At 76.3% G+C, this 20,579-nt stretch carries 16 protein-coding genes; 8 read left to right on the top strand and 8 right to left on the bottom strand.

The features are described from left to right. Nucleotides 1–6: 6 nt before the first annotated feature. Nucleotides 7–813 (bottom strand): polysaccharide deacetylase family protein, encoded by an 807-nt coding sequence (locus tag ABWU78_RS19225; RefSeq protein ID WP_439159222.1) that lies wholly within the window; start codon nucleotides 811–813, stop codon nucleotides 7–9. A gap of 180 nt (nucleotides 814–993) precedes the next feature. Between ABWU78_RS19225 and ABWU78_RS19220 the strand changes: the two genes are divergently transcribed. Genes ABWU78_RS19220 through ABWU78_RS19210 form a run of 3 tightly spaced genes read left to right on the top strand, consistent with a single transcriptional unit; the run spans nucleotide 994 to nucleotide 5,911 of the window. Continuing rightward, nucleotides 994–3,288, top strand: coding sequence for a hypothetical protein (locus ABWU78_RS19220; RefSeq protein WP_439159221.1), 2,295 nt, complete (start codon nucleotides 994–996; stop codon nucleotides 3,286–3,288). Beyond that, entirely contained in the window at nucleotides 3,285–4,235 is a 951-nt protein-coding gene (locus ABWU78_RS19215; RefSeq protein WP_353708591.1) for a glycosyltransferase, read from the top strand. Before ABWU78_RS19220 ends, ABWU78_RS19215 begins: the two co-directional genes overlap by 4 nt. Further along, nucleotides 4,232–5,911 carry a hypothetical protein gene (locus ABWU78_RS19210; protein WP_439159220.1) on the top strand — a complete coding sequence of 560 codons (1,680 nt, stop codon included), beginning with the start codon at nucleotides 4,232–4,234 and terminating at the stop codon, nucleotides 5,909–5,911. The genes ABWU78_RS19215 and ABWU78_RS19210 overlap by 4 nt, the downstream gene beginning before the upstream one ends. A 12-nt stretch (nucleotides 5,912–5,923) precedes the next feature. On the opposite strand, the gene ABWU78_RS19205 is transcribed toward ABWU78_RS19210, so the two are convergent. Then, nucleotides 5,924–6,877: a glycosyltransferase family 2 protein gene (locus tag ABWU78_RS19205; RefSeq protein WP_353708589.1), complete on the bottom strand. Its 954-nt coding sequence runs from the start codon at nucleotides 6,875–6,877 to the stop codon at nucleotides 5,924–5,926. A gap of 135 nt (nucleotides 6,878–7,012) precedes the next feature. On the opposite strand from ABWU78_RS19205, the gene ABWU78_RS19200 reads away from it, so the two are divergent. The 5 genes from ABWU78_RS19200 to ABWU78_RS19180 are packed head-to-tail and all read left to right on the top strand — an operon-like array spanning nucleotide 7,013 to nucleotide 13,800. Further along, nucleotides 7,013–9,016 carry a glycosyltransferase gene (locus ABWU78_RS19200; protein WP_439159219.1) on the top strand — a complete coding sequence of 668 codons (2,004 nt, stop codon included), beginning with the start codon at nucleotides 7,013–7,015 and terminating at the stop codon, nucleotides 9,014–9,016. Then, complete coding sequence (locus tag ABWU78_RS19195; RefSeq protein ID WP_439159218.1) at nucleotides 9,013–10,422, top strand: O-antigen ligase family protein; 1,410 nt, start codon at nucleotides 9,013–9,015, stop codon at nucleotides 10,420–10,422. Before ABWU78_RS19200 ends, ABWU78_RS19195 begins: the two co-directional genes overlap by 4 nt. Beyond that, nucleotides 10,419–11,591: a glycosyltransferase family 4 protein gene (locus tag ABWU78_RS19190; protein WP_439159217.1), complete on the top strand. Its 1,173-nt coding sequence runs from the start codon at nucleotides 10,419–10,421 to the stop codon at nucleotides 11,589–11,591. The genes ABWU78_RS19195 and ABWU78_RS19190 overlap by 4 nt, the downstream gene beginning before the upstream one ends. Next, nucleotides 11,588–12,619, top strand: coding sequence for a glycosyltransferase family 4 protein (locus ABWU78_RS19185; RefSeq protein WP_253052903.1), 1,032 nt, complete (start codon nucleotides 11,588–11,590; stop codon nucleotides 12,617–12,619). Before ABWU78_RS19190 ends, ABWU78_RS19185 begins: the two co-directional genes overlap by 4 nt. After that, nucleotides 12,616–13,800: a glycosyltransferase gene (locus ABWU78_RS19180; RefSeq protein ID WP_439159216.1), complete on the top strand. Its 1,185-nt coding sequence runs from the start codon at nucleotides 12,616–12,618 to the stop codon at nucleotides 13,798–13,800. Before ABWU78_RS19185 ends, ABWU78_RS19180 begins: the two co-directional genes overlap by 4 nt. On the opposite strand, the gene ABWU78_RS19175 is transcribed toward ABWU78_RS19180, so the two are convergent. The 6 genes from ABWU78_RS19175 to ABWU78_RS19150 form a co-directional block, all read right to left on the bottom strand. Next, entirely contained in the window at nucleotides 13,754–14,956 is a 1,203-nt protein-coding gene (locus tag ABWU78_RS19175; protein WP_439159215.1) for a glycosyltransferase, read from the bottom strand. The genes ABWU78_RS19180 and ABWU78_RS19175 overlap by 47 nt on opposite strands. Next, nucleotides 14,953–16,854 (bottom strand): hypothetical protein, encoded by a 1,902-nt coding sequence (locus tag ABWU78_RS19170; protein WP_439159214.1) that lies wholly within the window; start codon nucleotides 16,852–16,854, stop codon nucleotides 14,953–14,955. Before ABWU78_RS19170 ends, ABWU78_RS19175 begins: the two co-directional genes overlap by 4 nt. Further along, the gene (locus ABWU78_RS19165) at nucleotides 16,851–18,017 is read right to left on the bottom strand and encodes a glycosyltransferase (protein WP_439159213.1); all 1,167 of its coding nucleotides are present in this window, start codon (nucleotides 18,015–18,017) and stop codon (nucleotides 16,851–16,853) included. Before ABWU78_RS19165 ends, ABWU78_RS19170 begins: the two co-directional genes overlap by 4 nt. A 114-nt stretch (nucleotides 18,018–18,131) precedes the next feature. Further along, entirely contained in the window at nucleotides 18,132–18,734 is a 603-nt protein-coding gene (gene pth, locus ABWU78_RS19160; protein WP_253052893.1) for an aminoacyl-tRNA hydrolase, read from the bottom strand. 152 nt (nucleotides 18,735–18,886) lie between these two features. Further along, complete coding sequence (locus ABWU78_RS19155) at nucleotides 18,887–19,483, bottom strand: 50S ribosomal protein L25/general stress protein Ctc (protein ID WP_253052891.1); 597 nt, start codon at nucleotides 19,481–19,483, stop codon at nucleotides 18,887–18,889. Nucleotides 19,484–19,823: 340 nt separating this feature from the next. Then, nucleotides 19,824–20,579: LamG domain-containing protein (locus tag ABWU78_RS19150; RefSeq protein WP_439159212.1), on the bottom strand; the 756-nt coding region annotated here is incomplete at its 5' end.

Here is a 20,579-nt window from a genome sequence, read left to right as displayed (position 1 = left end):
TGACCGTCACGACGCCGGCCGCTCGGAGCGCGACCGGCTGCGCACCGGACGGTGCTCGTGGAGGAGGCCGCCGACCGTCGACGTGCGGTAGCCCTGTGCCGCCAACCCGTCGAGCAGGGTGACGAGCACCCGCGCGCGGTCGAAGCGGGGCAGCTCCTGGCCCGGCTCGAGCGTCTCGGGGTCGGCCCGGTCGTCGTGGAGCAGCACGATCCCGCCGGGGAACACGTCGTGGAGGGCGCGTCCGGCGATGCGGTCCTCGTCGTCGTGCAGCCAGTCGTGCGCGTCCCCCGACCAGATGACCAGCTCGAGCCCCAGCGCGCGGATCCCGCGCGCCTGCGGCACGGTGTGCCGCCCGTAGGGCGGGCGGTAGAGCCGCAGCGGCACGCCGGTCACGTCCTCGACGCGCCGCTTGGCGTCGCCGATCCGGCGGACCGCCTCCTCGTCGCCGAGCGTGAGGAGGGATCGATGGTCCTCACCGTGCAGCGCGACCTCGTGGCCCTCCGCGACGACCCGTCGCGCCACCTCCGGGTACCGGGCGACGTGCTGCCCGAGCACGAAGAAGGTGGCCGTGGCGCCCCTCCGCGCCAGGACGTCGAGGAGGCGAGGGGTGTGCTCGGGGTGCGGGCCGTCGTCGTACGTCAGGGCGACGACCCGCTCGGTGGTGTCGACGCAGAACACGCCGAACTCGCGCGCGAGCACGGGCGGCACGGGGAAGGGCGGGACGGCCTGGGACCGGAACGTCCCCCCGGCGGGCCGCGGGTCACGGTCGAGGGCTCCCCGGCGGACGAGCACGGGCCACCGGGCGCGGCTCACGGCGCACCCCCGGCGTCGCGGCGACCGTTCACGCCACCACCCCTCTCAGCCGGACACCGAGGCGAGCATATCGACGCCGACGGCGCCCGGGCCGTGGCAGCGGGACCGCGTGGTCGCCCGGCCCGGGTGAATTCCCCGCGAACCCGCGGTGACGGCTCGTCGCTGACCTAGGGTTTGGCTGTGGAGCCGACGCCTGCGCTGCCCCCCGGGACGCGCGTCCTCGATCTCGGCGCGCGCGACGGCGCCGTCGCCGCCGACCTTCGCGCCGTCGGCCTCGACCGCTACCTCGGCCTCGTCGAGCCCGGACGTCTCGCGGCGGCCCGCCGTGCGGCCGGCGACCTGGCCGACCGGCTCCACCCCGTGCCGACGCCCGACGTGGCGGCGCGGTGCTCGACGGACCTGCTGATCCTGCGCGCCGACCGCGCGCGGGTCCTGTGGACGGTGCGCGACCTCGGCCACCTGCGGTACCTCGCGGTCGAGCACGGGGCCGGGATCTCGGGGCTGGAGGCGCGCCTGGCCGTCCTCGTCGGCCGGGCGGGCGGTCGCCTCGCCCCGCTCGGCCGGTTCGTCTGGGGTGGGCGTGCCTTCGACCTGTACCGCCTGCCGCCGCCGCACGGCCCGGCCCCGCGCACCTACTTCTCACCCGTCTGGGGTGCGACCGGCCTCGCGACCCGGCTCAAGGAGGCGGGCCTGCGGTACGCGGTCCTGCGCTGGTTCGAGTCGCTCCCGGTGATCGAGCCGGGCGAGGACCTCGACCTCCTCGTGGCGGACGACAACGTCGACGCGCTGCGCGGGATCCTCGAGTCGGAGCCGGGGACGATGCCCGTGGACCTCTACAGCGTGTCCGGGCTCGCGGCGTCGGACTACCAGGGGGCGGCCTACTATCCCCCGGCCCTCGCCGAGCAGGTCCTCGACCGGGCCGTGGTGCACGAGAGCGGGTTCCTCGTGCCCTCGCCGCAGGACCACCTGCACTCTCTCGCGTACCACGCGGTCTATCACAAGGGACGCCGCTCGGGGCTTCCCTCGCGCGGGCTGGGACCGGCCGAGCCGGCGCCCGAGCACGACTATCCCGCGGAGCTCCGGCGGCTCGCGCGAGGGCAGGGGGTGGCGCTCGACCCCTGGTACGAGGACGTGGACGCCTACCTCGGGTCCGTCGGGTGGCGACCGCCGACCGACGCGCTGCGACGGCTCTCGTCCGGGAACGCGTGGGCGCGGGGTCTGCTCGCCTCCGACCACGACGCCCGGCTCGGCGACGCGGAGCTCGCTGTGTTCCTCGTGCGCGAGGCGACCCTCGCCGTCGTCCCGGCGGAGCAGGTCGAGGCGGTGCTCGACCGCTTCGGCTTCGACGTGCTGCTGGCAACGGACCTCGGCCCCACGGCCCGGGAGCGCGCGGCCACGGCGCTGCGCGGCGGCAACTGGGGCCGCGGGCCCTTCCCCCGCAGCGGGGGCGATCCCGTGCGCATGGTCGTCGCGCTCCACTACGCGCCGGAGGAGCCCTACGACTGGCTGCGCGAGCGCTACCCGCACCTGACCAACGCCGAGACGTTCGAGGCGAAGTCGGAGGTCCGCCGGCTCGTCGAGCAGCGCGTGCCGGAGCCCGAGCAGTTCAACCCCCTGCACTCCTCGGACAGCACCGCCGAGGCGTGGGAGTACCTCGACGTGATCGCGCCCGACGCCGTCGGGACCGTCCGGGCCGAGGCCGAGCGGCGCGCCGCGCAGCACGTGGCACCGCCCGGCACGGTCCGCACGCTCAGCGTCGGCCGGCGCGCGCGCGTCGACGTGGTCGCCGGCACGGACGGCCTCGTCGTCCGGAAGACGTTCGCCCCGCCGTTCACCCGGTTCCTCGACCGCGAGCTCACCGCGCTCCGTGAGCTCGGTGGCCGCGTCGCCGCGGTCCCCCCGCTCGTCGCCGCCGGCACCGACTGGTTCGCGTGCCCCTGCTACGAGGACACTCTCGGCGCGGCCCGGTCGAGGACGGGCCTGCTCCCTCTCGCGGTCGTGCGCAGCATGGTCGACGTCCTGCGCGAGCTCCACGGCCTCGGGTACGACCTGGTGGACGCGAAGCCCGGCAACTTCGTCCTCGACCCCACGCACGGGCTCAAGGTCGTCGACTTCGAGTTCCTCCACCGGTACGACGACGAGCCGCCTTCCTTCGCGCGGGCCGTCGGGCTGGTGGGCCCCGGCCCCGAGTTCCGCGGGGACGTCCCGGTGGGCGAGATGGGCTACGACGCGCGCTGGCTCGCCGCGACCGGCCTGCCGCTCGACGTGCTCGTCGACGGGTCGGTCGTCACCCAGCACCTGGCTCGGGCGCGGTACCGCCTACGGCTGCTGACCGTCCTGCCCGGTTCACCGCCGCGGCGCGTCGCACGCCGGGCGCGCGCGAGCGTCCGGCACGCCCGGTGGCTCGCCACCTCCCGGTACACCGAGTGGGCCCGACGTCGTGCCGCGTCCGGGCGTGAGACAGGAGCACGATGACCCTCCCCGACCCCGTGGCCCCGTCGCCCGGCGCGCCGCACCCCACCGTCACCGTGGTGGTGCCGGTCTACAACGACGTCGCGCGCCTGCGGACGTGCCTCGCGGCCCTCGCCGCCCAGGACTACCCGGCGGACCGGTTCGACGTCGTCGTGGCGGACAACGCCTCGACCGAGGACCTGCGGCCCGCGCTCCCCGCCGGGGACGGGCGCTTCACGGTCGTCCTCGAGCCCCGGCGCGGGTCGTACGTCGCGCGCAACACGGCCGCGCGACGCGCGACGGGCGAGGTGCTCGCGTTCACCGACGGGGACTGCATCCCGCGCCCGGACTGGCTCTCGCGCGCCGTCGCGGCGCTCACCGCCGAGGACCCGCCCGACGCCGTCGGCGGTGACATCAACATCCTCTTCCGCGACGGGTCGCGCCCGACGACCGGCCCCGAGCTGTACGAGACGGTCGAGGGCTTCGACCAGGAGCGCTTCGTGACCGTGACGCACTTCGCGGCGACCGCGAACCTCGTCGTGCCCCGGGCGACGTTCGAGCGCGTCGGCGACTTCAACGCGGCGCTGAAGTCGGGCGGCGACCTCGAGTGGGGCCGCCGGCTCCAGGAGATCGGGGGACGGCTCGACTTCGCTGCCGACGCGGTCGTCGACCATCCGTCGCGACCCTCGTGGCGCGACCTCACGCACAAGACGGTCCGGATCACGCACGGCCTCGTCGACCTGACCGAGAACCCGGAGACCGCGGGCTTCGCGCGCGACAGCTGGCACAACACGAAGCAGACCTTCACGGTGTGGATCCGCATCTGGCAGGCGCCCTGGCCGGAGGAGCGGGGCGCGAAGCTGCGGTTCGCCGCGGCGCGCAGCTATGCGGGCCTGCTGGAGCTGGGCGTCCGGGCACGGCGGCGCCTCACCGACCGGGGGCGGGCCCGGCGCTCCGGGGTGAGCGGGTGACGGACGACGTCGGCGTCACCCGACGCGCGGCGGCGGACCGCCCCTGGCACGAGGTGCCGGAGCACGTGCGACGCACGGTGCGCTCCGCGACGAGCGTCGACCTCGTGATCGACGCGATGACCGACGCGGAGTCGCCCTGGCCGGTCGAGCTCCAGCGCCGGCTCCTCCACCCCGCGTCGGGCGGCCCCGCCGTCCTCGTCCCGCGCGCGGGCGGGCGCGGCCTCGTCCTGGGCGGCGAGCGGCACGCCCTGGCACCCGCGCTGCACTTCCTGGGCCTCGACGTCGCACGGGCCGACTGGGTCGGCGACCGGCTGCGCTTCCAGCAGCTCGCGCACCCGGTGCCCGGCGCGTCCGCCGTGCACCTGGACCTCCCGGCCCGCCTCCCGTTCCCCGACGCGTCCGTCGACCTCGTCTGGGTCGACGTGGACGAGGTGCTCGCTCTCGTCGGGGTCCGCGGGGCCGTGGGCTTCCTGGTCGAGGTCGAGCGGGTCCTGGCGCCCGGCGGGACGGTCGTCGCCGACGTCCGGCACCGCGGACGGCGTACCGTCGACGCGGTCCGACGGCGTGCGGCCGCGGGCGCGGACGTCGTGCCGGTGCGGTATCTCCTCGCTCGCGCCGGGCTCGTCCCGGTCGGACGGCACGCCCTGCTGCCCCGTCGCGACGACTGGGCCCGCCTCGTCCCGGCTCCGCGGCTGCGGGAGGAGCTCGCCGCCACCGACCTCAGGACGGGGGCGCGGCAGGCGGCGGCCCGTACGCTCCGAGCCCTGGGCGCGTCCGGCGTCCTGGCGCCGGACGCCGTCGTGCTCGCCCGGCGCCGTCGCGACACCTCACGGGACGTGACGACGCTGGCCGAGCGGGTGGCGAGGTCGCGCCACCCGGTCGTCGCCGCCCTGTCGGACGCCCGGGTCGCCGTGCGCGGCGAGCGGTTCGTCAAGGTCCCGCTGTCAGCCGACCAGCAGCAGGCTCTGGGGCGGGAGGTCGCGGCGACGCACGAGGCCGCCGCGTCGGGGTTCGGCGCCTTCGTGCTCGACGAGGTCATGGCGCCGTCGTACGACGGCGTCCGTGTCGCCGACGCGCCGCTGCTCCGCGCCCGGCCCGTCTCCCTCGACGAGGCCGAGGACGTCCTGGCACGGGCGCTGCCGGCGCCGACGTCGCCGGACGCGCACCGCCCGCTCCGGACGACGGCCGCCTGGCGGCGTCTCGAGTCCGCGCGGGGCGAGCGGGACTGCGCCGAGATCGGCGCCGCGAGCCTGCGGGACCGTGTTCTGCGGGCCCACGGCCACCTGCTCGTCCCCGTCGGCCCGACCCACGGCGACCTCCACCCGGACAACGTCCTCGTGACCGCCGAGGGCTCGGCGCACCTCGTCGACTGGAACCGCTTCGAGCCCGACAACCCGCTCGTGCTCGACGCGGCGTACGCGGCGTGCCAGGTCGACCTGGCACGGACGGGATCGGGGCTGGCCGAGGCGGTCCGCCGGCTCGCGGCCGACGAGCTCACCGGCCCGCTCGCCACGAGCGTGGCCTCCCGGCGCGGCGAGCTCACCGTCGCCCAGGTCGCCACGCTCGTCGTCCTGGACCGGGTCGTCTCGTACAGCCTGCCGCGGCGGCGGTACAAGCCGTGGACGTTGTCCACGATGCGCGCGTCGGTCGTCACGGTCGACGCTCTCCCGGGCTGAGTCCCGGAGGTCTCACGCGCGCGACGTGCGCCGCACCCCGGCCCAGGCCCGGCGGACCGGAGCGCCGGGCGCGAACCGGACCGCCCAGGCCACCTCACCGACCGCGGCAGCGGGCCGGCGCAGGCGGACCGCGGAGCGCGCGGCTCGACCGGCGCTCCACCACGCGAACCGCTCGTTGGCGGCGAGCCGGTCGTCGTAGGCGAGCACGAGGTCGCGGCGGCCCGCCGCGCGCGCGTCGTCCCGGTGCCGGCGCAGGATGACGCGCAGGCTCGTCGCGAGGTCGCGGTGGGAGCGCGTGGTGTTCGATGTGTGGTGGCGGTAGTCCACGAGGACGTCGTCCACGAAGGCGAACGGCCCCCGCGCGGCGGCCTTCAGGACGAGGTCCATGTCCTCGCCCTGCCGATACTCCGGGTCGAAGCCGCCGACGGCGTCGAACGTCTCCCGACGGATCACGAGGTTCGGGAGCATGACGCCCGGTCCGCGGATCACGGCGCGCTGGTCGTCGGCGGCCCGCTGGTCCGCGGCGACGAGCTCGGCACCGCCGGCGTCGATCGTCCGCATCCCGCAGTAGCTCACCACGACGTCCGGCCGCGCGGCCATGACCTCGGCGTGGCGCCGCAGCCGGTCCGGGTGCCAGCGGTCGTCGTCGTCGAGGAACGCGACCAGCTCGCCGGAGGTCTCGGCGACCCCGGCGTTGCGCGCCGCGGACACGCCCGCGGCTGCCCGTCGCACCACGCGCGGCCGAGGAGACGCGACGTCCCGCGCCGCGTCCTCGACGATCCGGAGCAAGTCCGCCGGCTCGGGCGAGCCGTCGTCGACGACGACGAGCTCGGCGGCGGGGTACGACTGCGCGAGGACGGACGCGAGCGCCTCCGCGAGGAACGGCCCGCCGCGGTTCGTCGCCACGACGACGCTCACGCTCGGGAGGGCGGTGCCGTCCTCGTCCGTCTGCCGGACCTCGCCCACGTGCTCCTCCGTGTCTTCGCCGCGTCCCTGCCGTGTCGCCGTCCTGCGCGGCCACCGCACCCGGGCCGCGGACGGATGGGGTGAAATCGGCGGATTCCCGCGGGATCCGTGGCCTGCTGGGGGACAATCTCCCACATGAGGGTCCTTCGCGTCTCGCACAGCGCCGTGGTCGACGCCTGGCGCGAGCGCGAGCGCGAGCTGCGTGCGCGGGGGGTCGACGTCCGGCTGCTGTCGGCGCGCGCGTGGGACGAGGGCGGCACGACCGTCCGCCTCGTGCCCCGCCCGGGCGAGCCGGTGCGGGGCGTGCGGACGATCGGGTCGCACCCCGCCCTCTTCGTGTACGACCCGCTCCCCCTGTGGCGCGCGCTCGGGCAGGAGTGGGACGTGCTCGACGTGCACGAGGAGCCCTTCGCGCTCGCGACGGCGCAGGTCCTCCTGCTGCGCCGGCTGCGCGCGGTCGTCTCGCGCCGCCCCGCCCCGCCGTACCTCCTCTACTCCGCGCAGAACCTCGACAAGCGCTACCCGTGGCCGTTCCGGTGGTTCGAGGCGCGCGCGCTGCGCGGTGCTGCGGCCATGTCGGTCTGCAACGACGAGGCGGGCAGGATCGTGCGCGCCAAGGGCGCCCGAGGGCGCGTCGAGACGGTCCCGCTGGGCGTCGACCCGGCGGTCTTCGCGCCCGACGCCGGTCGGGACGACCGCGCCCCGGATCGCCTCCGCGTGGGGTACGCGGGGCGGCTCGCGCACCACAAGGGCGTCGACGTGCTCCTCGCCGCGGTCGCGGGCGACGACCGGCTCGACCTCGTCGTCGCGGGCGACGGCCCGGACCGCGCGGCGCTCCAGGAGGCGGCGCGACCGCTCGGCGACCGGGTCCGGTTCGTCGGCGCGCTCACGGACGCCGACCTCGTCGCGTTCTACCGCTCGCTCGACGCGCTCGCCGTCCCGTCGCGCGAGACGCCCGGCTGGGTCGAGCAGTTCGGGCGGGTCGCGGTCGAGGCGATGGCGTGCGGCGTGCCGGTCGTGGCGACCCGCACGGGAGCGCTGCCCGACGTCGTGGGCGGCGCGGGCCTGCTCGTCGCCCCCGAGGACCCGGCCGCCCTGCGCGCCGCGCTCGTGCGCGTCCGCGACGAGGACGGCCTGGCCGACCGCCTGCGCGCGGCGGGGGCGGAGCGCGCGGCGGCGTGCTCGTGGGCCGAGGTCGCCCGCCGCTACGCCGGGCTCTACCGGACGGCGGTCGACGGTGGGCCGGGCTCCGCGCGTGCGCGGCCGACCGACGAGCGCGACCCGTCCGCGGGCGTGCCGCCCGAGGTCGTCGTCGTCGCCTACGGCTCCCCCGCGATGGTGCGCGACGCGCTCGCCCCGCTCGCCGGGAAGTACCCGATCACGGTCGTCGACAACTCGTCCCTGCCCGAGATCCGGGAGATCACCGAGCTCGCGGGCGGGCGCTACCTCGACCCCGGCCGCAACGGCGGGTTCGCCGCGGGGGTGAACCACGCGCTCGCCCACCGCCAGGTGCCCAGCGCCGACGTCCTCCTCCTCAACCCGGACGCCGTCGTGACCTCCGAGGACGTCCAGGCCCTCCACCGCGCGCTCCACGCCGACCCGGGGATCGCGAGCGTGGGGCCGGAGCAGGTGGACGACGACGGCACCCGGGCGCGCGTGGTCTGGCCGTTCCCGTCCCCGGCGGCCACGTGGACGGAGGCCGTCGGGCTCGCGCGGCTGCGCCGGACCCCGGCGGAGCGCTCGTTCGTCATCGGCTCGGTGCTGCTGCTCCGCGCGGCGGCGCTCGACGACGTGGGCGGCTTCGACGAGCGGTTCTTCCTCTACGCGGAGGAGACCGACTGGGCGTACCGCGCGGTGCGGGCCGGGTGGCGGCACGCCGTCGTGCCCGAGGCGCACGCGCTGCACCTCGGCGGCGCGACGAGCAGCGACCCGAGCCGCCGGGAGACGCACTTCCACGCGTCGCAGGAGCGCTACCTGCGCAAGCACCACGGTCGTGCGGGCTGGGCGCTCGCGCGTGCCGGGGCCGTCGTCGGGGCGGCGGCGCGCTCCGTCGCGCTGCGCGGGGACGGTCGCGAGTCCGCGCGGCGGCGGCTGCGGCTCTACCTCGCGGGGCCCGTCCGCGCGGAGTCGGCGCTGTGACGCAGCGCGCCCCGCTCCTCCGGCGTCGGCCCGTCCTCTACCGTGCGCCGCGCGTCCCCGGCGCGCTCGCCGCGCGCAGCCGGACCGTCGCCGGCTGGCTCCTCGGGGGAGCCGTCGTCGTCGCGCTCCTCGCGCTCCTCGGCTTCGTCGTCCCCGAGCTCCAGATGGCCGCTGTCGGCGGCGCGCTCGTGGTGCTCGTCGTCGGGCTCACGGCGTACGAGCCGGTGGCCCTGCCGATCCTCGCCATGCCCGCGCTCGTGGTCGTCCAGCGCGTCGGCGGGGGCGGGGTCGACCTCTCCCTCAGCGACTTCGCGCTGTTCGGCGCGTTCTGGTTCGCGCTCTTCTTCTCGCCCCGGCCGTTCTCGCGGCCGATGCGCGCGATGCTCTGGCTCTCGTTCGTCTACCAGGTCGCGACGCTCTTCACCGTGCTCGTCAATCCCTTCAGCGCGAACGTCGTCGAGTGGTTCCACGCATGGCTCTCCGTCGCGGGCGCCCTCGTCCTGGGCTGGGCGGTCGGCCGCTCGGGTCGCGCCCGGCTCGGCCTCACCCTCTTCCTGCTGCCGTGCCTCGCCATCGCTGCGCAGACCTGCCTGGTCGCGCTCCAGCAGCTCGCGGCGGGCAACACGGGACCGGTGTACATCGAGACTCCGCTCGCGATGCACAAGAACTTCATCGGGTGCGTGCTCGCGTTCGCCGCGCTCACGGCCTACGCACGACCGTGGTGGGTCGGCTGGCCGCGCTGGTTCTCGCTCGGGGCGTTCTGGCTCTGCTCCCTCGGCGTGCTCGCCGCCCAGGCGCGGCAGGCGCTCATCGGGCTCGCGATCGGCATCATGCTCATCACGCTGCGGGGCGACCCCGACCGCAAGCGCTCGAAGCTCATCCTGCTCGCCGCGGTCCCGGCCATCTACTTCGTCGTGCTCGCCGTGCAGGAGCAGCTCGAGTCGGGGAACGAGTTCAACTCCGCGAACCAGCGGCTCACCTGGTACGCCGACTCGATCGACGTGTGGCAGCGCAGTCCCTGGGTCGGCATGGGGCTGCGGTGGTGGACCGCGGGCGTCACGGAGTTCGTCTTCCAGCCGCCCAACGTCGAGCTCGAGGTGCTGACGTCCGCCGGGATCGTCGGGCTCGTCGGGTTCCTCGTGCTGTTCCTCGGCGGGATGGTCGTGCTGTGGCGGATCAACCCCCGCTTCGGGACCCTCGCGTTCTCGATGCTCATGATGCGCTTCGTCCAGGGCCAGTTCGACCTCTTCTGGGTGTCCGTCCAGGTGACGGTGCCCTTCGTCATCGTGGGTGTGTGCCTGGGCGCCGAGGCGTACGCCGAGTCGCGGCAGCGCGCCCGCGACGTGACCGGTCGAGAGCTCCCTCTCGACGAGCTGCGATCCGTGCGGGAGATGGCCGAACGATGACCGAGCTGCGGATCCTGCAGATCGCCCCGGAGATCGCCCCGGGCAGCGGCGTCGGCGGCGTCGCGCACCACCTGGAGGAGGCGTTCGAGCGCGCCGGGGTACCGACCGCGCGCTTCACGCTCGCCGACGCGCGCGGCACGTGGCTCCCCGAGCCCGGACCGGGCGTCCGGGGCCGGCTCGTGCTCCTCGCGCGGGTCGTGTGGTTCTCCACGGTCGGGACGGTCCTCGCCCGTCGCCGGGTCGCCCGCGAGCGCCGCGCGGGCCGGGGCGCCGGGGACGCGGTGGTCTCGATCTGCCACAACGACGTCCTCGCCGGCGACGTCTACGTCAACCACGGCATCCTCCGGGTCGCCATGCGGGCGCGCGGCGGGTACGCGTGGCGCATGGCGCGCAACCCGCTGCACCTCTTCACGGCGGCCCGCGACGCGCTCCGGTACCGCGGCCGCGCCCACCGCGTCGTCGTCAACCTCACGCGGTTCGAGCGCGACGCGCTGCGCAGCACGTACCCGCGGCTGCGCGCCCGGGCGGTCGTCATCGGCAACGGGGTGGACGTCGCACGCTTCGCGCCGCCCACGCCCACCGAGCGTGCCGCCGCCCGGACCGCGGCGGGCGTGCCCGCGGGCGCCGTCCACGTCGTGTTCGTCGGGCACGAGTTCGACCGCAAGGGCCTCGACCTCGTGCTCGCCGCGGCCCTGGACCTGCCGGACGTCCACGTGAGCGTCGTCGGGGGGACGCCGGACATGCTCGCCGACGTCCGGGCGCGGGTCGCCCGCCTCGGGACGGCCGGCCGCGTGCACCTCGCGGGCCGCGTGCCCGACCCCCGGCCCTGGCTGCACGCCGCCGACGCCCTCGCCCTGCCCAGCGCGTACGAGGCGAACGCGCTCGTCGTCCTCGAGGCGCTCGCGTGCGGGGTCCCGGTCGTCGCGACCCCCGTGGGCTATGCGCCCGACGTGGTCGAGGACGGGGTCACCGGGTGGCTGGTGGACCGGACGGTCGAGGGCGTCCGGACCGGGCTCGCGGCCGTCGCCGCCCTGGACGACGACGAGCGTGCCGAGGTCTCGGCGCGCGCGCGTGCCGCCGCCGTGCGGCACGACTGGGACGCCGTCGCACGTCGCTACCTCGAGCTCGCGGCGGCGCTCGCCACCGCACGATCGGAGCCCCGCCCGTGAGGATCCTCCACGCCGTCCGGTCCGACGGCTTCGCCGGCGTCGAGCGGCACGTGGCGCGGCTCGCGCGCGCGCAGTCGGCCGCTGGCCACGACGTCGCGGTCGTCGGCGGAGCGCCCGACGGCATGCGCGCGACGGTGGACGACCCCACCGTCCCCCTCCTCCCGGCGGCCTCGACCGGCGACGTCGTGCGGGCGCTGCGCCGGCACGCGGCGACGGCGGACGTCGTCCACGTGCACATGACGGCGGCCGAGGTCGCCGCGGCCGTCGCGGCCCGCACGACGCGCGGGTTCCCGCCGGTCGTGTCGACGCGCCACTTCGCCCGGCGGCGCGGCACCGGGGCGCGGGGACGGCTCGTCGCGGTCGTCGCCGCGTCGTCGGTACGGGCCCAGATCGCCATCAGCCGGTACGTCGCGGACCACGTGGAGGGGGACAGCGTGGTGGTGCACCCCGGCGTGGCGGACCGTCCCGACGGGCGCGACGCCGCCGCGCGCGACGACGTCGTGCTGGTCGTGCAGCGGCTCGAGGCCGAGAAGCGCACCGACCTCGCGCTCGAGGCGTTCGCGGCCTCCGGGCTCGCGGACCGCGGATGGCGGCTCGAGGTCGCGGGCGACGGCGCGCAGCGGACGGCGCTCGAAGGCCTCTCCCGGTCGCTCGGCATCGAGGGCGCCACGTCGTTCCTCGGGGCGCGCGACGACGTCGACGCCCTCCTGGGCCGCGCGGGCCTGCTCGTCGCGCCGTGCCCCGTGGAGGGACTGGGGCTGAGCGTGCTCGAGGCGATGGCGAGCGGCCTGCCGGTCGTCGCGTCCGCGGCGGGCGGGCACCGCGAGACGCTCGGCGGGATCGACCCGCTCACGCTCTACCCCGCGCTCGACCCGGTCGCCGCCGGCCGCTCCCTGGCCGCGCTCGCAGCCGATCCCGGACGCCGCGACGCGTGCGCCGCCGCCGGCCGCGCCGCGCAGCGCGCGCGCTTCACGCCCGCGGCGCAGGTCGCCGGGACGGACGCGGTCTACCGCGCGGTGCTCGCGTGACGGCCGCCGCGGGCGCCGTGGGCGATGTGGGTGCGGGCGACGTCGTCGTCCTGTCGCTCGAGCGCTGGGACGACGTGTGGCGCCGCAACCAGTACCTCGTCGCGGAGCTGTGCCGCGCCGACCCGACGGCCCGCGTGCTGTTCGTCGAGCCGGCGGCCGACCCGCTCCACCGGCTCAGCCGGCGCGGCGTCCCCCGCCCCGGCCGCGGTCTGCGCACCGCGCCCGCCGTGGACGGGATCGCCCCGGGGCGCGTGCTCCTCCACGAGCCGACCAAGTGGCTCCCTCGCAGGGTCGACCCGCGCGCGGACGCACGGCTCGCACGGTCGGTCGAGCGCGCCGTGGCCCGCGTCGGCCTGCGCCGCCCGGTGCTCTGGGTCAACGACCCCTCCGGCGCCGCGGTCGTGCGGCGCACGGGCTGGCCCGCGCTCTACGACGTCACCGACGACTGGCTCGCCGCCGACCGCTCCCCCGCCGAGCACGCTCGGCTGGTCGAGGACGAGGCGACGCTGCTGGAGCGGTGCGCCGAGGTCACGGTGTGCTCCTCGGGCCTGGTCGCGCGCAAGGGGGCGATCCGCGACGTGACGCTCCTGACGAACGGCGTCGACCTCGACCGCTACCGCGGCGCGTACGACCGTCCGTCCGACCTCCCCGCCGGCCCGGTCGCGCTCTACGTCGGGACCGTGCACCCCGACCGGTTCGACGTCCCGCTGCTGCTCGCCACGGCCCGCGCGCTCGACGGGCACGCCCGCGTGGTGCTCGTCGGCCCGGTGGTGGACCTCTCCGCCGCCGAGCACGCCGACCTCGCGCGCGCCGAGGTCGTGCTCCTCGGTCCCCGTCCCTGGACCGACGTTCCCGCCTACCTGCGCCACGCCGACGTCCTGCTCGTCCCGCACGTCGTCGACGCGTTCACGGACAGCCTGGACCCCATCAAGCTCTACGAGTACCGGGCCGTCGAGCGGCCCGTGGTGTCGACGCCCGTGGCCGGGTTCCGGGACGAGCCCGGGGTGCGGGTCGCCGCCGGCGAGGACTTCCCGACGGCGGTGCTCGCCGCGCTCGGCGACGCGGCGCCCCCGCGCGCCGACCGGCTCGCCACCGACCCGCCCGACGTCCCGACCTGGCGCGGCCAGGCCGCGCTCATGCGCGCGGCGCTGGCCCGGACACGGACGTCCAGACGTCCGTGAGCACCCGCGCCGTGCGCCCCACGGGGAACCTGCGGAGCGCCGACGCGCGCGCCCGGAGCGCGCGCTCGCGGGCCGCGGCCGGGTCGTGCAGCACGTCGAGCAGCGCCGCCGCGATCGCCTCGGCGTCGCCGGGCGGGACGAGGAGCCCGAGCGGGTCACGTCCTTCCTCGGGGTCGTCGAGGATCTCCTCGACGCCGCCCGCCCGCGTCGCGACGAGCGGGACGCCCCGGACCATCGCCTCGACGACGACCTGGCCGAACGGCTCGGGCACGGGCGACGCGTGCACGCACACCGCCGCCCGGTCGAGCTCCGCCCGCGGGTCCGGCACGAAGCCGACGAGGTCGACGTGGTCGTCGAGCCCGAGCCGGGTCACCTCGGCCCGGACCAGCGCCGCGTAGTCCTCGGCCCCGAACGCCGGCTCTCCGACGACCCGCAGCCGCGCCGTCGGCACCGCGTCCACGACCGTGCGCAGCGCGCGCACGACCTCGAGCTGGCCCTTGGTCGGGCTGAGCCGTCCGACCATGACGACCACGGGCTCCGGGGCCCCGGAGCGGGCCGCGAGCGCGCGCTCGGCGCCCACCACCTGCTCCGGCGCGAATCCCGGGTACGCGACGGCCGTCACCACGGGCAGCGTCTCTGCCGTCGCGCGCGAGTTCGCGACCACCGCCGCGGGGACCCGGCGCGCCAGCCCGCGCACGACCCGGACGAGCGGTCCGGGCAGGTAGTCGGGGGCGATGCGGTCGTGGACGTGCCACACGAGCGGCCGCCGCGCGAGCGCCGCGGGCACGATCCCCAGGAGGTCGGCCTTGAGCGACGTCGTGTGCACGACGTCGGGCCGCAGGGCGCGCACCCGACGCACGAGCCGCCAGAGGAACGGGAGCGTCCGCAGGGCGCCCGTGAGCGTCGACGGCGACAACCGCCCGGCGCGCTCCCGGTCGGCGGTCGCCACCGACGGCGCGAGCGCGACGACGTCGACCCGCACGCCGATCTCCTCGAGGCGCGCGCGCAGGGGGCCGTCGGCGAAGAGCAGGACCCGCACGTCCACCTCGGGCCCGAGCGCCGCGCACGTGCGCACGAGCGCGAGCTCCGCCCCGCCGAGCTCCGCGGTGTGGTCGAGGACGAGGACCCGGAGCGGCGGACCGCCCGGGGCGGTCACCACCGGAACGGGCGCTTGCGCTCGTCGGGCGCGGGCTCGTCACCGGTGTCGTCCGGTGTGGCCGGCTCGACCTTGCTCCACGCCGGCGAGAGCACGGCGTTCCGCTTGCCCGGACCCTGCGAGGCGCCGGGCGCGACAGGACCGTCGGGCGCCGTGGACGCGCTGCCGACGGCCCCGGCGGGCGGCGCGGCGCGCCCCGCGGCCTCGTCGACCGCGACCGCCGCCGCGGCGACCGACGCGCGTCGCGTGCCGACCGTGCGCGCGGCCTCGTCCCGGGCGGGCTCCCCCTCCGGCCGGCCGGACCGCGCCGGCCCGGACGGCTCGGCGGGGGCGGGCGCCTGCGCCGCGGGGCGCCCGGTCGCCCGGGACGGGTCGGACGGCGCCGGCGCTGCGGCCCGTGCCTCGCCGGCGCCGGTCTCCTGCTCCGTGTCGTCGCCGTACGTGGACGCGTAGAGCATCCGCCGGTCGCCCGTGACCCCGGTGAGCGCGATGCCGAGCAGCGGGACGTTGCTGACGCGCAGCCGCTCCGTCGCCTCGGCGAGCACCGCACGGTCGGTACGTCCGGCCGACGCGATGAGCACGACCCCGTTCGCGTAGCCGCCGAGGATCGTCGCGTCGGCCGCGGCCAGGACCGGGGGCGCGTCCACCACGACGACCTCCGCGTGGTCGCGCAGGCTCCGGACGAGCGCCCGCGCACGCTCCGTGGCGAGGAAGTCCGCCGGGTCCATCTCCTCCTCCGGCACCGGCATGACCCGCAAGTTCGGCACCGCGGTCGGGCGCAGCTCCTGATCCTGGCCCTTCCCGTCCCAGTCGTCGGGGGCCGGGAGCATGCGGTCGAGCTGCGGGCGCCGCAGGTCGCCGGACAGCGCCACCGTGCGGCGCCCGCTCAGCGCGAACGAGGCCGCGAGGTTCGCCGTGATGAACGAGCGCGGTGCCGACGGGTCGGCCGCCGTGACGACGACGACCGTGTGCTTCATGCCGGCCGTGGACACCTGCACTGCGGTGCGGAGCTCGCGGATCGACTCCGTGAACGGCGTCGCGACCTTGCTCGCGACGGGCAGGGCCTGGGTGTGCGTGAACTCCTTCTCCGCAGGCCGCGTGCCGTAGAGCTCCGCGAGGACCGGCGTGTCCGTGAGCCGTGTGGACTCGGCCGCGCTCCGGACCCGGACATCGAGCCCCCGCCGGGCGAACGCCAGCCCGATGCCCGCCACGAGGCCCACGAGCAGGGCCAGCGCCAGCACCGTGAGCCGCGAGAGCCCGAGGGGCTCGGCCCCCGTCGCCGGTGCCGCGACCTCGCCCGGCACGGCGATGCCGCGCAACGAGTTGATCTGCACGGTGAGCGCGGAGTAGTCGCCGACGATGATGTCCTGCTCGGCGAGCGCCAGCGGGTCCTCCGGGTCTGCCCCCAGCCGCTGGCGGACGCCCGCGAGCTGGTCGGCGAGTGCCTGGCGACGGGCCTCGAGCTCGGCGACCTGGTCGGCCTGGATCGTGACGAGCTGCGCCGCGTAGGCGTCCGCGAACGCGTTCGCCACCTCGACGGACCGCGCCTCCTCGGTCGTCGTGGCGTGGATCGCCACCGTCTTGGTCTCGCCGTCGACGTCGGCCGACACCTGGTCCGCCAGCTCGTCCGCCGCCTCGGGCTCGCCGAGCGCGGCGGCCGCGGCGGCCGCGACCTCGGGCGACGTCACGTCCTCGGCGTCGGTCACGACCGTGACCTCGACGAGCGACTCCCCGCCCTGCGCGCTCTGCACGCCGTAGAGCTGGACCGTCGCGGTCGCGCGGTACATCGTCTCCTGCCGGTCGACGTAGAACAGCGCGGCGCCGACCACGACGAGGATCGCGGCGAGCACGTAGTACTTGCCCGCCCAGACGGTGCGGAGGAACTCCCTGATGGTCATCGCTGCGCTCTCCCCCCACCGGGCCGACCCGTACCGACGGTGTGGCCCTGCTGCTGGGCCACCACGCCACGCAGCCGCGCGACGAACCGTTCACGGCCGAACGTCGCGACGTGCGCCGTGACCGCGTCATCATCCCACGTGCGCCCCGCCGCCACCTCGACGGCCTCGGCGACGAGGTCGGGCCGCGGCGCGTCGAAGAAGACCCCGTTGACGCCGTCCACGACCGTGTCGAGGTAGCCCCCGTCGCGCAGCACCACGCTCGGCCGACCGAACGCCCCAGCCTCCAGCGGCGAGAGCCCGTAGTCCTCGTACGACGCCGCGACGAGCGCCGACGCGTTCCGGTAGACCCAGCGCAGCGTCGCGTCGTCGACACGGCCGAGCAGGTGCACCCGGCCGCCCCCGCGCGCGGCCTGCGCCTCCAGCCGGGCGCGGTCGGGGCCGTCCCCGACGACGACGAGCTCACGCCCCGTCGAGAGCGCCGCCTCGACGACGACGTCGACGTTCTTGTACGGCAGCAGGCGCGCCACGCACAGGAGGAAGCCGGGCTCCACGCCGGGGACGGCACGCTCCTCGCCGTCGGGCAGCATCGCCGGCGGCGGCGCGAGCACCTCCGCCTCGATCCCGTAGGCGGCACGGATCGCACGCTGCGTGACGGTCGAGTTGGCGAGGTAGACGTCCGCGCGCCGCGCGGCGGCACCGTCCCACCGGCGCAACCCCGGGGAGAGGAGACCGAGCGCGGTCGCCGCGGCACGGCGTCGGGCCCGGTGCGCCGCGGAGCCCTCGGACGGCCCGAGGTACCGGTCGCGCTGGTACAGCCACCGCGCCGGGGCGTGGCAATAGACGACCGTGCGCCGCGCCCCGCGGTAGCCGTGCGCCCACCCGGTGGAGGACGCGAGCAGGACGTCGGCCTCGACGCGCTGGCGGTCGACCGCGGGCGCGAGGAACGGGAGCGCGACCCGGTGGTGCCGCCGCAGCAGCGCGGCCCGGTCGAGGGCGGACGTGCGCAGGTCGAGCGAGCCGAACTCGGGGAACGTCCCGGCCGGGTCGTACAGCGTCGTGTACATCGGCGCGCCGGGGAACGCGTCGGCGAGCAGCAGCGCGACCCGCTCCGCGCCGCCACGCTGGGTCGCGTAGTCGTGCGCGAGCGCGACACCGTGGGTCATCGGTCCTCCCTCGCGAACGCAGGCAACCAGCCTAGGTCGGAGGGGCGGGCCGGAGAGGGGGACGAAGGGACCTCACCCGGGTGAAAAGGGGCGTCACGACGCGCTCGACGCGGCCTACGCCCTGGTGTGGAACTTCCCCTGGGCGGCGAGCAGGCCCTCGGTGAGCAGCATCTCGACGGCGTCCGCGGCGTCGTCGAGCAGGAACGGGAGCTCCTTGGCCTCGGGCCCCTTGAAGTCCTTGAGCACGAAGTCCGCGGTGTCCTGACGGCCCGGGGGGCGCCCGACGCCCCCGCGCACGCGCACGTAGTCCTTGGTGCCCAGGGCCTTGCTGATGTCGCGCAGGCCGTTGTGCCCACCCTCGCCGCCGCCGATCTTCAGCTTCACGGCGCCGAACGGGATGTCGACCTCGTCGTGGACCACGACGACGTGGTCCGGGTCGATCCCGTAGTACTTCGCGAGCCCGGACACGGGGCCCCCGGAGACGTTCATGTACGTCGTGGGCTTCGCGAGGACGACGCGCGGCCCGGGCCGTCCGCCCGGCAGCATGCCGATGCGGGCCTCGGCGACGGCGGCCTGCGCCCGCGGGTGGCGCGCGAACCGCGCGGCGGCGCGCCCCGCGAGGACGTCGAGGACCATGTGTCCCAGGTTGTGACGGTTGCCCGCGTACGTCGGCCCGGGGTTGCCGAGCCCGACGACGAGCCACGGCTGGTCGGTCATGTCGTCCCTCGTCCTTCGTCCGGGTCCCGCCCCGGGCGGCACGCCGGCGGGAGGTGGTGCAGGTGATGGTGCGGGCGCACGGACGCCCGGCACCGTCACGGTACCGGGCGTCCGACGCGGGTCGTCGTGGCGTCAGCCGACGACGGGGAGGGTCACTCCGCGGCGGCCTCGGCCGGGGCGGCGTCCTCGGCGGCCTCGTCCTCGGCAGCCTCGACCTTGGGCTCGCTGACGATGAGGACGTCGGCCGAGGCGTCCGTCACGAGCGTGACGCCCTCCGGCAGCGTGACGTCGCCCGCGTACACGACCGAGCCGGCCTCGAGGCCGTCGACGGAGACCTCGATCGCGTCGGGCAGGCGCGTCGCGTCCGCCTCGACCACGAGGGTGAGCTGCTCGAGCAGGTGGATCGTGCCGGGGACGGGCTCGCCGACGACGTGCACCGGCACCTCGACCTCGACCTTCTCGCCCTTCTTCACGATGAGGAGGTCGACGTGCTCGATGACGTTGCGGACCGGCTCGCGCTGGACGTCCTTGGCGATCGCGAGCTGGGCCTTGCCGTCGAGCTCGATCGAGAACAGCGCGTTCGAGTGCTTGAGCGCCATCATCGTCTCGTGACCCGGCAGGGTCACGTGCAGCGGGTCGGTGCCGTGGCCGTAGAGGACCGCGGGGATCTTGCCGGCGCGGCGGACGCGGCGGGCGGCACCCTTGCCGAACTCGGTGCGGGCCTCGGCGGCGAGCTTGATCTCAGACACGTGGATCACTCCTGGAAGAACGTTGCGGGCCGGCCGCCAGTGGGGAGCGGTCGGCTGTCCGGACGGTTGAGAGGGCCACCCGGACGGGCGGCTGCGTCGGCGCGGGACGAATGACGGGCGCGCAGGAGGACGACCGCCCAGTCGATAACGGAGATCCAACAGGTCTGGCTGACACTCGCGGTCCCCGCGCCGCCGGTGTGCTCACCGGTCCAGCGCTGCCGGCCGTCAGACGTCCCTCGCCGAGGCAACCTGACTACTGTACCCGGGCTCGGCTCCCCGGCGAAACCCGCGAGGGAGCCTCGGAGAGGCCGGGGCAGGAGCCGAAGACCCGGGGCCTCCGCTACTTCCCGGGCGCGGCGTAGAGCTGCGCCACCTCCGCGCCGCTCAGAGCACGGTCGTAGAGCCGCACGCCGTCGATGCGGCCCTTCATGGGACGAGTCCCGTCGGACTCGGCGCCGATGCCCAGCCGGAGTGCGTTGGTGCCGACGGCGGTCGGCCCGGCCTTCGACGCCTGCTCGACGCCGTTCACGTAGATCCGCATCCACGTGCCGTCGTAGGTGCCCACGAGGTGCACCCAGGTGCCGTCGGTCGGGTACGGCGTCGTGGTGTCGACGCGGTAGGTGTCCCCGGACGACGCGTGGTTGAACCGCAGGAACGCCGTCCCACCGTTCGCCAGACCCAGCTCGTACCCGTCCGTCACCCCCTGGGCGGCCTTCTTGAGCACGTACTGGGTCGCCTTCTGCTCGGGGCGCACCCAGGCCGAGACCGTCATCGGGCCGGCGAGGTCGAGGGCGTCCCGGTCGTCGACGCGCGCGAAGTCGTCGACGCCGTCCAGCCCCAGCGCCGTGCCGCTGAGGCCCGCCGCCCACGTCGCTCCGGAACGCAGCGACGCCGTCGCGCCGGTGGTCGAACCGTCCGCCGCCGTGCTGCCCTGCCCTTCGTCGAAGCCCCACGCCCCGACCGCCCCCGCCGGGATCGCAGCTCCCGGGTCGGGCGTCGGGTCCGGCGCGGGCGTCGGGTCCGGCGTCGGAGTGGGGTCCGGGGTCGGAGTGGGGTCCGGGGTCGGCGTCGGGTCCGGGGTCGGCGTCGGGTCCGG

The organism is Cellulosimicrobium sp. CpK407, from assembly GCF_051844275.1.
In the GTDB taxonomy this organism is placed as follows: domain Bacteria; phylum Actinomycetota; class Actinomycetes; order Actinomycetales; family Cellulomonadaceae; genus Cellulosimicrobium; species Cellulosimicrobium cellulans_G.
This window is presented reverse-complemented; position numbering and strand designations above follow the sequence as displayed.